This is a genomic window from Nocardioides daeguensis (assembly GCF_019192965.1).
GTDB classification, from domain to species: Bacteria; Actinomycetota; Actinomycetes; order Propionibacteriales; family Nocardioidaceae; genus Nocardioides; species Nocardioides daeguensis.
The window spans coordinates 126,644-141,296 of the sequence record NZ_JAHTKU010000025.1 but is presented as its reverse complement, the minus strand read 5'-3'; the positions used below and the strand labels follow the sequence as shown (position 1 = coordinate 141,296).

The following is a 14,653-nucleotide window of genomic DNA, read 5'->3' as shown; positions in this document are numbered from 1 at the left end:
TTGCGCGGCGGGAGACAATGGACCCATGTTCTCCCGCCGCAAGACCGAGCTGGTCGACCCCGCCGAGGCACTGCCCGGCCGCTCCACCCCGGCGTTCCCCCTCCCCGCGCAGCACGAGGTCCTCGACGCTCCCCTCGTCACCGACGACGTCCCCGACGGCCTGGAGGTCGCGATCTTCGGCCTCGGCTGCTTCTGGGGCGCCGAGGAGATCTACTGGCAGGTTCCGGGCGTGTGGTCGACCTCGGTCGGGTACGCCGGCGGGGTCAGCCCGAACCCGACGTACGAGGAGGTCTGCAGCGGTCGCACCGGCCACACCGAGGCCGTGCGGATCGCCTTCGACCCCGAGCAGGTCTCCTACGCCGACCTGGTCAAGCAGTTCTTCGTCGTCCACGACCCCACCCAGGGCATGCGCCAGGGCAACGACGTCGGCACCCAGTACCGCTCCGCGATCTACTACACGACGCCCGAGCAGGAGCAGACCGCCCGGGAGCTGACCAAGGTCTACGGCGACGAGATCGCCCGCCGTGGCTACGGCGAGATCACCACCGAGATCGAGCCCGCGGGCGCCTACTACTACGCCGAGCCGCACCATCAGCAGTATCTCCACAAGGTGCCGAACGGCTACCGCTGCCACGCCAACACCGGCATCGCCTTCCCGGAGACCGCCTGACCCGTTCGGGCCATGGTCAGGACCGGCCGGCGGTGCGATGGTCGGAGGATGGCCGAGGACCCGGTGACGAGCAACCCGGACCACTACACGGTGGTCTTCGAGAACGACCGCGTGCGGGTGCTGGAGTACCGCGACGAACCGGGCGAGCGCACCACGCCGCACGCCCACCCCGACAGCGTCATGTACACGCTGTCGTCGTTCCGCCGCCGCCTGGTCGCGGGCGACCAGCAGCGCGAGGTGGAGATGACGGCCGGGACCGTCGGGTGGCTGCCGGCCCAGGAGCACCACGGGGAGAACATCGGGGACACGCCGACCCACGTGCTGTTCGTCGAGCTCAAGGAGACCGCTGCGCGCAGCGCCGCGGACACCCTCGGCCCCGCCGCGCCGTGACGCGGCAACGGTCCGGACGGGCCATGCCTGTTGAGCAGGCGTACTCACGCCCGGCGCCCCGCGCCGCCGCGAGGCTGGTCGCATGACCAAGACGACGTACGCCTTCTACCTCCAGTCCGCCATCTCCTTCGCCGCCGCCCTGCTGTTCATGGTCGGCGGCATCTACTTCCTGCCGGTCGACGGCTGGATCCGCGCGTTCTTGTGCCTCGGCGCGCTGTTCCTCGTGAACTCCTCCTTCGCGCTCGCCAAGTGCGTTCGTGACCAGCAGGAGACGCGGGCGAACGAGATCCGGGTCGACGCCTACCGCTGAGACCGGTTGCCCCATGCCTGACAATGGGGCCATGGCTGACCTTCCCCGGAAGGCCGCGGCGCGCACCGCGCGGCTCGCGGCACTTCCCCTCGGGTACGCCGGCCGCACGGCGCTCGGTTTCGGCAAGCGCCTGGGCGGCGCGGCTCCCGAAGCGGTGATGAGCGAGATCCAGCAACGGACGGCGGAGCAGCTGTTCCGGACCCTGGGCGAGCTCAAGGGCGGCGCGATGAAGTTCGGGCAGGCGCTGAGCGTGCTCGAGTCGGCGCTGCCGGAGGAGATGGCGGCGCCGTACCGCGACCAGCTCACCCGCCTGCAGGACTCCGCTCCCCCGATGCCCACGCAGACGGTGCGCGACATCCTCGCCGAGGACCTCGGCGCGGACTGGAAGCAGCGCCTGGTCTGGCTCGACGGGGCGCCGACGGCGGCCGCGAGCATCGGCCAGGTCCACGAGGGGCGGTGGTACGACGGCCGCCGGGTCGCGGTGAAGGTGCAGTACCCCAACGCCGGCGAGGCGCTGATGGCCGACCTGCGCACGCTGGCCCGGGCGGCGCGGGCGATCGGGCCACTCATCCCGGGCGTGGACATGAAGCCGCTCGTCGAGGAGGTCCAGGCCCGGGCCCGCGAGGAGCTCGACTACGACCTCGAGGCCGAGGCGCAGCGGGAGTTCGCGAAGGCGTTCCGCGACGACCCGGACATCGTCGTACCCGACGTCGTCGCGGTCGGGCCCCGCGTCCTGGTCACCGAGTGGCTCGACTCGGCGGGCTCGCTGGCGTCCGTGATCGCCGACGGCACGCCTGCCGAGCGCGACCACTACGGGGAGATCTTCACGCGCTTCCTGTTCTCCGGGCCGGCCCGCACCGGCCTGCTGCACGCCGACCCGCACCCCGGCAACTTCCGGGTGATCCCCGGCGACGACGGCGCGCCCGGGCGGATCGGGGTGCTCGACTACGGCGCCGTGGCACGGCTCCCCCAGCGCGGCCTGCCCGAGCCGATGGGACGGCTGATCACGCTGTGCGCGGCCCGGGACGGCGACGGGCTGATCACCCAGCTGCGTGCGGAGGGCTTCCTCAAGGACCGGATCCGGATCGAGCCCGAGCTGCTCATGGACTACCTCGCGCCGTTCGTCGAGCCGACGCTGGTCGAGCGGTTCCGGTTCAGCCGGGAGTGGATGCGCGAGCAGTTCCAGCGGATCAACAACCCCAAGGACCCGGCGTACACCGTGAGCATCAAGCTCAACCTGCCGCCGTCGTACGTCCTCATCCACCGCACCTGGCTCGGCGGCCTCGGCGTGCTGAGCCAGCTCGAGGCCGAGGCGCCGTTCCGCGCGATCATGCAGGAGTTCCTGCCGGGCTTCACCCCGGCCGGTTAGGGCGCGGCGTCGGTGAGGCAGTAGGCCCGGCCGTTCGGGTCGGCGAGCACCGTCCAGTGCTGGTGCTGGGCGAGCACCCGCGAGCCGAGCTCGAGGTGTCGCTCGGTCTCCGCGGCGCGGTCGGTGGTCCCCCAGTCGAGGTGGGCGCGCACCTCGCCGGTGTCGTCGGCGCCGAGCCGCTGCAGCATCAGCCGCAACGGCTGCCCGGCCGGCGGGAACAGGAAGGTGAAGTCCTCGGTGACGCTCGAGGGTCGCTGCTCCCAACGCGTCACGGCATGCCAGAACGCCAGCTCCCGGTCGTAGGCCGCGCGTGGCACGTCGATCGCCACCTGGACCACCCGCGACGCGGATCCGTGCGCGTGCACCGTGGCCGCGGGAACCCGGGACGCGGCGTGGTCGACGAGGCAGAACACGAAGCCGGCGGGCGAGGCCATCACGACGTACCCGCGATCGGCGACGATCGTCGCGCCGGCCACCCGTGCGGCGTCCGCCGCCGCCAGCGGGTCGGTGACGTGCAGGTCGAGGTGGATCCGGTCGGCGCCGGCGTGGCGGCGTTGCACCTTGAGGTACGGGCCGCCGTCGGGCGGCAGCAGCGAGGCGAACTCGTCGTGGGCGCCACGGGGCGGCGAGACGGCGTACCCGGTCGCCTCCTGCCAGAAGCCCACGGTCTCCTGGTGGTGCTCCGGCGCGCTGTCGAGGAAGGCGGTGATCCAGAACGGGTGCATCGGCGCTCAGCCGCCCACCGGGGCGCAGTCGTGGCCACAGCCGTCGGGCGGCAGCGGGCCGTCGGCGTGGGCGGCAGGCCGGTGCAGGACCGCGGCGGTGGCGGTGACGACGACGTCCTCGCCGTCGACGGTGGCGCTCCCGTCGACGAGGAGGGTGTAGCCGTGGCGCTCCCGCGGCCAGAACACCACCGTCACCGTGGGGTTCTCGGCCAGGTTGCGCAGCGTCCCCCTGCCCGGACCGGCGATCCGCAGGCTGCCGTCGCCGGCGGCGACCGGGTCGACGGTGACGACCTTCACCTGCGGCGAGGACGTGGTCAGCAGGTAGCCGCTGTCGAAGTCGGCCAGGGCCTGGCGCAGGTCCGCGGGATCCACCGGGATGCTCATGGGCTCAGGTTATGCGTCACCAGAGCCCGAGCACACCGCCACCGATGCGCACGACGAACGCACTCACCACCGCGATGAAGAACAGCCGCACGAACCGGGAGCCGCGGGCCACTGCGGTGCGCGCCCCGAGGTACCCGCCGACCAGGTTGCAGGCGCCCATCATCAAGCCGACGTCCCACAGCACCGCACCCTGCGGCACGAAGAGCAGCAGCGCGCCGAGGTTGGTCGCGAGGTTCGCGAGCTTGGCCTTGGCCGAGGCCTGGAGGAAGTCGTAGCCCAGCAGGCCGACGAGGGCGAACACGAAGAAGCTGCCCGTGCCCGGGCCGAGGATCCCGTCGTAGAAGCCGATCACGAACCCGACCCCCATCGCGGCGACCAGATGGCGGTGGCCGGCGAAGCGGAGCGCGGTCTGCTCGCCGAGCTCGGGGCGGAGCAGGACGTAGCCGCCGACCACCACCAGCGCCACGAGCACGATCGGCTCGAACGCCTCGCGCGGGATGTGCGAGGCCAGCAGGGCGCCGGAGAAGGCGCCGGTCAGTGCGAGCGCCATCAGGGGAAGCGCGGTGCGCAGGTCCGGGCCGATCCGGCGGTAGTAGGTCAGCGAGCTGGCCGCCGTCCCGCACACCGAGGCGATCTTGTTGGTGGCGAGGACCTGGACCGGGCTCGCGCCCGGCAGACCGAGCAGGATCGCCGGGAGCTGGACCAGTCCCCCGCCGCCGACCACGGCGTCCACGAAGCCGGCCGTCAGGGCAGCCAGCGCGAGCAGTGCGATGACGGTCAGGCCGAGGTCCCCCACGCAGCGGACTCTACGAGGACCAGGCGAGGCCGACCTTCGGGCGGTCGTCGTACTCCGTTGCGACCTTCCGCGAGGTCTCGACGCACTCCGACCCGAGGTCGACCTGGACCTGGGCCGGATCGATCCGGAGGTGCAGCACCAGCTCGCCCTTGGTGGCGTTGAGCGCCACCTGGTTGTCCGGGTCGTCCACCGTCCAGCCGTCGGCCTCGAGCAGGCCGACGGCCGTGGCCGTCGCCTTCTCCTGCGTCAGCTCGCCGGAGGAGCCGAAGCGCACGAAGTCGTTCAGCACGACCCCGCCCGGCGCCAGGTCGTCACCGCAGGTGGTGAAGGAGCGAGTGCCCTCGGCGCCGGTCAGCACGAGCGCGTCCGCGAGCTCGTGCAGGACACCGGCGCGGGCGTCGTCCGCCGCGGCGACGACATCGTCGACCGCGGTTCGGCCGACCGCGGCGGGAGTCGGCGCCTCGTCGTCGCAGCCGCTCAGGGCGGCGGCAGACAGGAGGGCAAGGGGCAGTGCGAGTGCGTTCCCGAGAAGGCGCATGCTCACAGCATCCCACCGAGCTTCGAGTGCTCCCAGGTCCACGCGGCGGCATCGGCGATTCCCTCCGCGGCGGTCGCGCTGCCGGCTGCGACCAGCAGCTCGGGCAGGGTGAGGTGCGAGCCGCCGGGTGCGCCGCGGGGCGGTTGCTCGCTGACCTCGTCGTCGGCGCCGGCGACCACGTGGGCGAGGTTCGCGAGCGAGGTGCCGGTGAAGTACGACGTGTGGTTGTGGAGCAGCTCCTCGGCCCGCAGGGCGCCGTCCCCGGTCTCGAACCGGGTGCCTCCGAAGGCGGTGTCGGCCGGGTCGTGGCCCAGCGCACCGAGACCACCGCGGTCGCCGCCGCCGAGCAGGGACACCGGGTCGTGGTCCTTGCTGCCGACCCAGACGTCGGCCTCGGTGAGCTCACCGGCGGTGTCGGCCGGGACGCCAGGACTGCCGAGCAGGACGGCGTCGTCGACCGGGACACCGTCGGCCAGCGCGTGGCCCACGGCAGTGGAGCCGTAGCTGTGACCGATCGCGGTCAGGTGGGCGGGCGGGCCCTGGTCGGAGCCGCGGACGCCGTCCACGAAGTCCGAGAAGCGCTCCCCGCCCGCCTCGGCCTTGCCGGTGAGGGCGACGCCGTCGAAGTCGGCCTGCCCGAGCGGGTCGAGCGGGTTGAGCGGGTTGCCGCTCGGGGCGTCGTAGTCGGCCCAGTAGACGGTCGCGACGCTGCCTCGCTCCTCCTCGAGCGCTGCGAGGTGGAGGTCGTAGGTCTTGTCGAGGTTGCTCCCGACGCTGGAGGTGTCGGTCGTCAGGCCGGGCACGTTGACCGAGACGTGGTCGGCGGTGTCCGGGTCGCCGAAGCCGACCGCGACACCGCCGTCGCCGGAGTGCAGGTCGGGGGTGAAGGCGAGCAGCGTGGTGAGGTGGGCGCCGGTGTCGTCGGTCTGGTCCGCGTACTCGTCGAGGGCGTCGTCCACGGACCTCGCATTGTCGAGCGCCCGCTCCTGCTTCCCGGTGAGCTGTCCGTCCTCGTCCCGCTGCCGGTAGAAGTCGAGATCGCGGGCGAGCTCACCGCGGTTGGCCTCGTCGCGGTCGGCCATCGGCACCCCTGCGGTGTTGCCGACCAGCCCGGGGTGCTCGGTGGTGAGCGCCTCCTGCTCGGCGCGGCGCAGCCCGCGCCACCAGGCGGCCAGCGCGACCGGGTCGCCCCGGAGGCGGCGCAGCTGCCGCGTGAGATCGCCGGTGCGGGGCCGGGAGGGATCGGCTGCCGCCGCCTGGCCCTCCGCGACGCTGTCGAGGCCCTGGAGGGCGGCGACGACGTCGTCCTCGGCCTGATCCCGGGCGGCCTTCCAGCCCTCGATCCGGTCCCGCAACGCGGTGGCCCGGCCGTGGAGGACGTCGGCACGCGCCCGAAGCTCGGACAGCCGGCTGTCGTCGGTCGCGGCGGCCACCTCGGTGGCCAGCTCCTCGATCCGTTCGTTGACCTCGGCGCGGTCGGCGTTGATCCGGGTGAGTCGCACGAACAGCCGGCTGAGCCGGGCGGCGAACCGGTCCGCGGCGGTGACCGCCATGTCGAGCGCAGCCTCGGCGGCCTCGAGACGGGCGGCCACCTGGGTCGCAGCGTGGTCGTGCGCGACGGCGGTGTCGCCCTGCCAGGCAGGAGCGGCGACCGAGGCGGCGCGGCCCTGGACGTTCTTGACGGCGATGGCGGCCGCACGCAGGTCGGTGGCCAGGTCCTGGGCACCCGTGGGCGTCGAGGTCAGCGGGGGGCAGGGCGGCACCTGGGCGGGGACGTAGACGAGGGTCACGGCCAGCTCACCTCCCCCACGGCGGCGTCGCGCTCGGTCCACGGGAGCAGGGCACGCAGCCGCTCCGCCTGGGCCCGGTCGACGAGGACGAGGAGTCGTCGGAAGAAGACGAACTCGTCGGCGTACCCCTGGGCCTGCCGGGCGACCACCTTGAGCTCGTCGACCCACGGGTCGGCGAAGGCGGTGACCGCCGCGGCGACGGCGTCGGAGAGGTCGGAGGTCGAGACCTTGGCGAGGCGGCGCCAGGCGCCGTCGAGCTCGTCGGCAGCCTCGTCCCAGCGGTCGCGGGCGGCCTTGAGGACGGCGTACGGGACATCGAGGGTGATCGTCATGCAGGTCCGGCTGCCCGAGGTCCACGGGCGGGAAACGACGGGTTCCGGTTGTCCACAGGGACCCCGGGATCCCCGCTCAGGACGAGGTTCTCAGCCCACCCAGAACCCGCGCGAACCGAACCAGTCGCCGTAGGTCCCCGGCCCGGACCCGCCTCGACCGCCCGCGCCGCCGCGGCGCGAGCCGAGGTACGACCCGACGACCGCGGCGCCCAGGTCGCCGGCCTCGGGGGCGATCACGGACCCGTCGACGCGCCGGGCCATCGACTCGACGAACCGGGCCAGGCCGGGGTCCTCGCCGAGCCGGAAGAAGGTCGTCTGCGCGCCGATCCGGCGGGCGTTGTCGAGCTCGCGGACGGCGAGCGCGATGGTCATCGGGTGCGGCGGGTAGGAGAAGAACACCTCGCCGCTGGACTCCAGGTGGGAGGTCGGCTCGCCGTCGGTGACGATGAGCAGCACCGGCTGGGCGTTCGGGTGCTTGCGGAAGTGCCGGTTGGCCAGCAGCAGGGCGTGGTGGAGGTTGGTGCCCTTGGCCCAGCGCGCATCGAGGGCGGTGAGCTCCTCGATCCGCATGGTCTGGGCGTGCCGGCCGAAGCCGATCAGCTCCAGGGAGTCGCCGCGGAAGCGCGAGCCGATGAGGGTGTGCAGCGCCAGCGCGGTCTGCTTCATCGGCACCCAGCGCCCGTCCATCGCCATCGAGAACGACGTGTCGACGCACAGCGCCACCGCCGCCTGGGTGCGGGCCTCGGTCTCGGCGACCTCGACGTCGTCGATCGAGAGCCGGGGGCCGCCGGGGTCGGAGGTGCGGCGCAGCACGCCGTTGAGCATCGTGCGCGGGATGTCCCACGGCTCGGTGTCGCCGAACTCCCACGCCCGGGTGGCGCCGGAGAGGTCACCGGCGGCGCCGGCCTGGCGCAGGTCGCGCTGGCCCTGCCGGCCCGACATCTTCTGGGCCACGTCGCGCAGCAGCGCCTTGCCGAGCTGGCGCATCGCCTTGGGGGTCAGCCGCAGCTCGCCGTCGAAGCCGCGCTCCATCGCGCCCGACTGACGCAGCGCCTTCTCGAGCTCCTGGAGCTTGCGGGCGTCGACGGCGGCCTCGGTGCCGAGCTGGCGGGCCAGCTTGTCGAGGTCGACGTCGTCGAGGCGGGCTCCGCCGTACCCCTGGGCCAGCTGGTCGGCCAGCGCGTCGAGGTCGGCGAGGTCCTGGAGCACGCCGGTGCCGTCACCGAGGCCGAGGCCCTGGTCGCCGTCGCCGAACCGCTCCGAGCCGCCCCAGTCCTCGCCGGGGCGCAGCGACATCAGGTTCGCGTCGAGCCGGTCGAGCTGGTCCATCAGCGCCGGCGAGCCGAACGCCTGCGCGGAGAGCTGCATCAGCTCGGCGCGCTGCTCGGCGCTCATCGAGTTCAGCATCCGCTGCGCGGCGGCCGAGCGCTGGGCGAGGGCGTCGAGGAGCTCGTCGATGTCCTGCGGGTTCTCGGGGAAGTGCTGGCCGTGCTTGGCCATGAACTCCTCGAAGTCCTGCTGCGTGTCGGCTCCGGCCGCGTGCTTCTCGAGCAGCTCGTTGAGGTCGCCGAGCATCTCGTTGATCGCCTGCCGGTCCTCGTCGGTGGCGTTCTCGAGCGCCTGCTTCATGCCGGCGAAGCGCTGGTCGAGGAGCTCGCGGCCGAGCAGGTCCTTGATCTGCTCGAAGGCCTCCCGCGCCTCGCGGGACTGCCAGTCGTAGTCGCCGAGCTCGGTGACCGCTGCCGCCGGCGAGTCGGGCAGGTTCTCCAGCCGCATCTCGCGGAAGGCCCGGTCGCCGTCGTCCATCATCGCGTCGCGGGCCAGCTGCTTGCGCTCCTCGAGGACCGCCTTCTCGAGCAGCTCGCGCACCTCGTTGAGCGTGCCGTCCAGGTTGTGGCGCTGCAGCAGGTCACGGCGGCGCTCCGCCACCCGCCGGGCGAGGTCGTCGAGGCCTCGGAAAGACTCGGTTCCTGAGCTTGTCGAAGGGCCGCCTCGGCGCAGGAACTCCCGCATCGCCCGGTCCGGGCTGTAGCCGGCCATCACGTCCTGGCCGATGGCGTCGAGCGCCTCGGCGATGTCGATCGGCGGGGCGAGCGGGTCGCCGCCGTCGTACCTGCGGTAGCGACTCATCGGAGCACCCGTTGGACGTCGGCACCGGCGCGCAGCGCGCGCGGGATCTCGGCCACCTCGTCGACCACCTCGAGCAGCAGCTGCACTGTCTCCGAGGGAGCGGTGGTGTCGAGGGCGATGTCGTAGCTGATGCCAGTCGAGGTCCACACCTCGTCGAAGCCGCCGTCGGCGGTGACCGCGACCCCGTGCACCGGGACCTCGAGCCGCCGGGCCTCGCGGTAGGTGTCGTTGAGCACGCACAGCGCCACGGCGAGATGGAGCACCTGCGCGCCGTTGGTCGCGGGCCCGGCGAGCACGCCTTCCTCCGTCCAGGCGTGCGGGAGCACGACACCGTCGCCGTCGCCCTCCCAGCTGCGGAGGGTGCCGGAGGAGACCCGCACTCCGAACGGGGAGGGATCAGCCATAGACCGTCTCCACGCCGGCCTCGCCGAGCTGGACGTCCTTGCCGATCTTCCGGGCGAGGAAGAGGCCTTCGAGGGCGAGCTCGATCGCGGCGGCCCGCTCGCCGTCGGTGCGGCCGCCGCCCGCACCGTTCACGCGTTCGCAGACCTGGTCGTAGAGGTCGGACTCGCCCAGCACCGGCAGGCCGGACAGCAGGTCGCGGGCGGTGACCTGGCCGCCGGTGACGACGGTGGCGCCGTCCTCGATGGCCTCCACGAGCAGCGCGAAGTCGAGGCCGCGGAACCTCTCCCGCACCGTCTCGGCGGTCGCCGTCCGGAGCAGGTGGGTGAGGATCTCGGCCTCACGGCCCTCCTCCCCGGACTCGAACTCGATCTTGCCGCCGAGCACGTCGACCGCGGTCTCGAGGTCGACGACCCGGGCGACGGCCCGGTCCTCGCCCTGGATGGTCGCGCGGCGCAGGGCCGCGGCGGCGATGGTCTCGGCACCGGCGATCGCGAACCGGGCGGAGACGCCGGAGCGCTGGTCGACGGCGCTGGACTCGCGCAGGTTGCGGGTGAACCGGGCCAGGATCTCGACCAGGAAGTCCGGGACGTCGACCCGGTCGGGCAGGAGGTCGGCCTCCTGCCGGATCACGGCGATCTCGGCGTCGAGCGCCTTCGGGTAGTGAGTGCGGATCTCGGCGCCGAAGCGGTCCTTGAGCGGGGTGATGATCCGGCCACGGTTGGTGTAGTCCTCCGGGTTCGCGGAGGCGACCACGAACACGTCGAGCGGCAACCGCAGGACGTAGCCGCGGATCTGGATGTCGCGCTCCTCCATCACGTTGAGCATCGCGACCTGGATCCGCTCCGCGAGGTCCGGCAGCTCGTTGATCGCCACGATCCCCCGGTGGGAACGGGGGATCAGGCCGAAGTGGATGGTCTCCGGGTCGCCCAACGAGCGGCCCTCGGCCACCTTCATCGGGTCGACGTCGCCGATCAGGTCGGCGACGCTCGTGTCGGGCGTGGCCAGCTTCTCGGCGTACCGCTCCTCACGATGACGCCAGGAGATCCGCAGGTCGTCGCCGTACGTCGCCACGGCGGCCTTCGAGGTGACGGTGACCGGCTCGTAGGGGTGCTCGCCGAGCTCGGAGCCCGAGATCACCGGGGACCACTCGTCGAGGAGCCCGACCAGGGTGCGCAGCAGCCGGGTCTTGCCCTGGCCGCGCTCGCCGAGGAGGACGACGTCGTGGCCGGCGATGATCGCCCGCTCCAGCTGCGGGATGACGGTGTCCTCGAACCCGTGCAGACCGGGCCAGGGGTCCTCCCCCGCCGCAAGCCGGGCGAGCAGGTTGTCGCGCAGCTCGGCCCGCAGCGACTTGTGCTGGTGGCCGGAGGCGCGCAGGGCGCCGAGCGTGTCCAGGGCGGGCACGGGCGTGGGAACCGTGGTCGTCACGCCCACCACGCTACTGCGCCGCGCAACGTCCGCGCCGACGTGAGGGTTCTCACCTGTGCGGCGTTCCGCCGCCGGCCGGGCCCGGACCTCACTAGGTTCGCCGAATCAATCTCCACAAGAAGGATCGACCATGACTGACACCTTCGTCGACACGCCCGCCGAGCCCGGCGGCCGGCTCCAGCTGCTGGCCGCGATCCTCCTCGGCCTCGCGGCCACGATGACCGCCCTGTCGGCGTACCAGGCCGCACTCCTGGACGGCGAGGCCCTGCAGGGCTACTCGGTCTCCAACAGCCAGCTGAGCGACGCCAACTACTTCTACAACCAGGGCAACCAGACGCTGGCCTCCGACCAGCAGCTGTTCGTGCAGTACGCGACCGCGACCCAGCAGGAGGACGCGGACCTCAGCGAGTACCTCAAGACCCTGATGCGCCCGGAGCTCAGCGAGGCGATCGACTGGTGGACCTCCTCGGAGGAGGCCGTGACGCCGTTCGACGAGGACGCCGCGAACCCCTACGTCGTCAACGACTTCGCCGAGGCCGAGGCCCTCGACAAGAAGTCCAAGGCGACCTTCAAGGAGGCGTCCGCGGCCGACGACCAGGGCGACCAGTTCGAGCTGGCGGCCGTCCTCTTCGCGCTCACCTTGTTCTTCGGCGGTATCGCCACGCTGTTCGCGCGCCGCAGCGTCTCGCTCGGGCTCCTCGGCATCGCGACTCTTGCGCTCGTGACTGGCGCCGTCCAGCTGGCGATGGCCTTCGCGGCCTGATCCGGACGCCTTACGCTGCCCGGATGACCATCGTCCTGGGAGTGCTCTGCGGGGCACTCCTGGGCGTGGTCGTGCTGTTCGCCCGCGACCGGGCCCGACTGCTCGAGCGTCTCTCCGACGCCGACACCCACATCGCCCAGCTCGAGTCGGACCTGGACGCGGCGCTGCGTCCGCCCCCGCCGGCGAACACGGCCGAGCGCGCCGTACGACGGGTGATCCGGACCGCCTCGAAGGTCCGCTCCCACGGCATCACGGGCCTGATCCAGAGCACGGTCGGCGAGCTGCAGACCTGGGCGAGCGACGCCGAGCGCGCCGACATCCTCAACATGGCCGCCTCGGACGGCACGGTCACCCTGTTCTTCTCCGACATCGAGGACTCGACGCCGCTCAACGACCGGCTGGGCGACACCACCTGGGTCAAGGTGCTGGCCGCGCACGACCGGGTGCTGCGCAACCGGATCGAGAGGTACCGCGGCCAGGTCGTCAAGACCGCGGGCGACGGGTTCATGGTCGCCTTCCGCGACACCGAGGCCGCCTGCCGCGCCGCGCTCGGCATCCAGCGCGACCTGCCACGCGACCTGACCCTGCGCCGCCACGGTCCGATCCTGGTCCGCATCGGCATCCACACCGGCCAGGTCGTGGCCCGCGACGGCGACTACTTCGGCCGCAACGTCGCCATGGCCGCTCGGGTCGCCGACCTCGCCCACGGCGGCGAGATCCTCGCCAGCGACGCCGTCCGCGAAGCGCTGGACGACGACACCGCCCTCACCCTGGTCGAACGCGACACCGTCGAGCTGAAGGGCCTCACCGGCGAGCACGTGGTCTGGCAGATCCTCCCGCCGGCGAGCTGAGCGAGCAGAGCTCGTCGAGTAGGAGCGAGCGCCAGCGAGCGACGTATCGAGACGCCTCACCGAGCGTCTCGATACGCCCACGCCCTCGTTCCTCGGGCGTGGGCTACTCGACGAGCTTCGGGCTCAGACGGACAGGATCACCGAGGAGCCGTGGCCGAACAGGCCCTGGTTGGCGGTGATGCCGACCTTGGCGCCCTCGACCTGCCGGCCCTCGGCGCGGCCCTGCAGCTGCCAGGTGAGCTCGCAGACCTGAGCGATCGCCTGGGCGGGCACAGCCTCACCGAAGCAGGCCAGTCCACCCGAGGGGTTGACCGGGATCCGGCCACCGATCGTGGTGTCCCCGGCGCGGAGCAGCGCCTCGGCCTCCCCGCGCTTGCACAGCTGCAGGTCCTCGATCCAGTCCAGCTCGAGCGCGGTCGACAGGTCGTAGACCTCGGCCACGTCGACGTCGGAGGGGTCGATCCCCGCCTCCTCGTACGCCGCCTGGCCGATCGCCTCCTTGAACGTCCGCTCCGGCACCCCGGTCAGGGCCGAGGAGTCGGTGGACAGCAGCGGCATGTCGATGACCGTGTTGGGGAAGGTCGGCGTGACCGTGGAGACCGCGGCGACCGTCACCGGCGCCGCGATGCCGTGCCTCCTCGCGTACTCCGCGCTGACCAGGACGACCGCGGCGGCACCGTCGGAGGTCGCACAGATGTCGAGCAGGTGCAGCGGGTCGGAGACCATGGGCGAGGCGAGGACCTCCGCGACCGACGACTCCTTGCGGAAGCGCGCGTTGGGATTGCCCAGGCCGTGCTTGGCGTTCTTGACCTTGACCTGCGCGAAGTCCTCCGACGTGGCGCCGTACAGGTCCATCCGGCGGCGCGCGTAGAGCGCGAAGTACGCCGGGTTGGTCATCCCGAGCAGGCGGAACCGCAGCCAGTCGGGGTCGTTCCACCGCTCCCCCGCGTTGGGGGCCAAGAACCCCTTCGGGGTGGTGTCGGCGCCCACGACCAGGGCGACCTCGCTCATCCCGGCCAGGATCCGCGCCCGTGCGGTGTCGATGGCCTGGGCGCCGGTCGCGCACGCGGCGTACGACGTCGCGATCCGCGCGCCGTTCCAGCCCAGCGCCTGGGCGAACGTCGAACCGGCGACGTAGCCGGCGTACCCGTTGCGGACCGTCTCGCCACCGACCACCAGGTCGACGTCGGCCCAGGCGATGCCGGCGTCCTTGAGCGCCTCCCGGGCGGCATGCACGCCGTACTCGGTGAAGTTGCGGCCCCACTTGCCCCAGGGGTGCATGCCCGCACCCGCGATCACAACGCTCATGCGACAGGCCTCCAGCGGTAGATGGTGCGCTCCCCGGTCTCGTCGACGTTGAGGGTCTCGACGACCAGCTCGACCTCGGTGCCAACCAACAAGTCGCGCACCCCGAAGCCGTCGGCGACCTGGCCGAGCACGACGATGCCCTCGGGCAGCTCGACCGCGGCCAGCGCGAACGGCTGGAACGGGTCGGTCGGCGCGATGTACGGCGCCGGGGGCTGGTACTGGGCGTCCGTGTAGGACCACACCGTGCCGGTGCGCGAGAGCTCGACCGCGTCGTACTCGGTGCCGTCGCAGGCGGGGTTGCGGCAGTAGAAGGCGGCAGCGCCGGCGTCGCTGGACACCGGCGGGAACACCACGTTGCTGCACGCCGTGCAGCGGGAGGCGAGGAGTCGGGGCTCGTCGCCGGTGGTGAACCAGCCCTCGATGACGGGGGTGGCGGTCATGGAAGCTCCCTGAACTAGAACGTG

General features: G+C 72.4%; 17 protein-coding genes. 6 read left to right on the top strand and 11 right to left on the bottom strand.

The window, feature by feature from the left end; all coding sequences use genetic code 11:
• The first annotated feature begins 25 nt into the window (after positions 1 to 25).
• From msrA to KU893_RS20665, 4 genes are all read left to right on the top strand, one after another.
• Positions 26 to 670, top strand: a complete 645-nt coding sequence (gene msrA / locus KU893_RS20680; protein WP_218236279.1) for a peptide-methionine (S)-S-oxide reductase MsrA — start codon at positions 26 to 28, stop codon at positions 668 to 670.
• Positions 671 to 718: 48 nt separating this feature from the next.
• Positions 719 to 1,060 carry a cupin domain-containing protein gene (locus KU893_RS20675; RefSeq protein WP_218236277.1) on the top strand — a complete coding sequence of 114 codons (342 nt, stop codon included), beginning with the start codon at positions 719 to 721 and terminating at the stop codon, positions 1,058 to 1,060.
• Positions 1,061 to 1,142: 82 nt separating this feature from the next.
• The gene (locus KU893_RS20670; RefSeq protein ID WP_218236275.1) at positions 1,143 to 1,370 is read left to right on the top strand and encodes a YiaA/YiaB family inner membrane protein; all 228 of its coding nucleotides are present in this window, start codon (positions 1,143 to 1,145) and stop codon (positions 1,368 to 1,370) included.
• Between the two features lie 31 nt (positions 1,371 to 1,401).
• The gene (locus KU893_RS20665; RefSeq protein ID WP_218236272.1) at positions 1,402 to 2,739 is read left to right on the top strand and encodes an ABC1 kinase family protein; all 1,338 of its coding nucleotides are present in this window, start codon (positions 1,402 to 1,404) and stop codon (positions 2,737 to 2,739) included.
• On the opposite strand, the gene KU893_RS20660 is transcribed toward KU893_RS20665, so the two are convergent.
• The 9 genes from KU893_RS20660 to KU893_RS20620 form a co-directional block, all read right to left on the bottom strand.
• Positions 2,736 to 3,464, bottom strand: a complete 729-nt coding sequence (locus KU893_RS20660) for a VOC family protein (RefSeq protein WP_218236270.1) — start codon at positions 3,462 to 3,464, stop codon at positions 2,736 to 2,738. The two genes, KU893_RS20665 and KU893_RS20660, sit on opposite strands and share 4 nt — an antisense overlap.
• Positions 3,465 to 3,470: 6 nt before the next feature.
• Positions 3,471 to 3,848: a pyridoxamine 5'-phosphate oxidase family protein gene (locus tag KU893_RS20655; RefSeq protein WP_218236268.1), complete on the bottom strand. Its 378-nt coding sequence runs from the start codon at positions 3,846 to 3,848 to the stop codon at positions 3,471 to 3,473.
• 16 nt (positions 3,849 to 3,864) lie between these two features.
• Entirely contained in the window at positions 3,865 to 4,644 is a 780-nt protein-coding gene (locus KU893_RS20650; protein WP_218236266.1) for a TSUP family transporter, read from the bottom strand.
• Positions 4,645 to 4,654: 10 nt separating this feature from the next.
• Positions 4,655 to 5,182: a hypothetical protein gene (locus KU893_RS20645; protein ID WP_218236264.1), complete on the bottom strand. Its 528-nt coding sequence runs from the start codon at positions 5,180 to 5,182 to the stop codon at positions 4,655 to 4,657.
• A 2-nt stretch (positions 5,183 to 5,184) separates the two neighbouring features.
• The gene (locus KU893_RS23740; RefSeq protein WP_218236263.1) at positions 5,185 to 6,972 is read right to left on the bottom strand and encodes an alpha/beta hydrolase; all 1,788 of its coding nucleotides are present in this window, start codon (positions 6,970 to 6,972) and stop codon (positions 5,185 to 5,187) included.
• Positions 6,969 to 7,304, bottom strand: coding sequence for a hypothetical protein (locus KU893_RS20635; RefSeq protein WP_218236262.1), 336 nt, complete (start codon positions 7,302 to 7,304; stop codon positions 6,969 to 6,971). The genes KU893_RS23740 and KU893_RS20635 overlap by 4 nt, the downstream gene beginning before the upstream one ends.
• A 90-nt stretch (positions 7,305 to 7,394) precedes the next feature.
• Positions 7,395 to 9,434 carry a vWA domain-containing protein gene (locus KU893_RS20630; RefSeq protein ID WP_218236261.1) on the bottom strand — a complete coding sequence of 680 codons (2,040 nt, stop codon included), beginning with the start codon at positions 9,432 to 9,434 and terminating at the stop codon, positions 7,395 to 7,397.
• Entirely contained in the window at positions 9,431 to 9,838 is a 408-nt protein-coding gene (locus KU893_RS20625; protein ID WP_218236260.1) for an OsmC family protein, read from the bottom strand. Before KU893_RS20625 ends, KU893_RS20630 begins: the two co-directional genes overlap by 4 nt.
• Complete coding sequence (locus KU893_RS20620) at positions 9,831 to 11,267, bottom strand: MoxR family ATPase (protein WP_257440815.1); 1,437 nt, start codon at positions 11,265 to 11,267, stop codon at positions 9,831 to 9,833. The genes KU893_RS20625 and KU893_RS20620 overlap by 8 nt, the downstream gene beginning before the upstream one ends.
• Positions 11,268 to 11,397: 130 nt before the next feature.
• Here KU893_RS20620 and KU893_RS20615 point away from each other — a divergent pair, with 130 nt between their 5' ends.
• Positions 11,398 to 12,030 (top strand): hypothetical protein, encoded by a 633-nt coding sequence (locus tag KU893_RS20615; RefSeq protein WP_218236259.1) that lies wholly within the window; start codon positions 11,398 to 11,400, stop codon positions 12,028 to 12,030.
• Between the two features lie 23 nt (positions 12,031 to 12,053).
• A complete protein-coding gene (locus KU893_RS20610) occupies positions 12,054 to 12,881 on the top strand; it encodes an adenylate/guanylate cyclase domain-containing protein (protein WP_218236258.1) in 828 nt (275 codons plus the stop codon).
• A gap of 123 nt (positions 12,882 to 13,004) precedes the next feature.
• Here KU893_RS20610 and KU893_RS20605 read toward each other — a convergent pair whose 3' ends face one another.
• Both KU893_RS20605 and KU893_RS20600 read right to left on the bottom strand, forming a co-directional pair.
• Positions 13,005 to 14,189, bottom strand: a complete 1,185-nt coding sequence (locus KU893_RS20605; protein WP_246592951.1) for a lipid-transfer protein — start codon at positions 14,187 to 14,189, stop codon at positions 13,005 to 13,007.
• Complete coding sequence (locus KU893_RS20600; protein WP_218236257.1) at positions 14,186 to 14,629, bottom strand: Zn-ribbon domain-containing OB-fold protein; 444 nt, start codon at positions 14,627 to 14,629, stop codon at positions 14,186 to 14,188. Before KU893_RS20600 ends, KU893_RS20605 begins: the two co-directional genes overlap by 4 nt.
• Between the last annotated feature and the right edge of the window lie 24 nt (positions 14,630 to 14,653).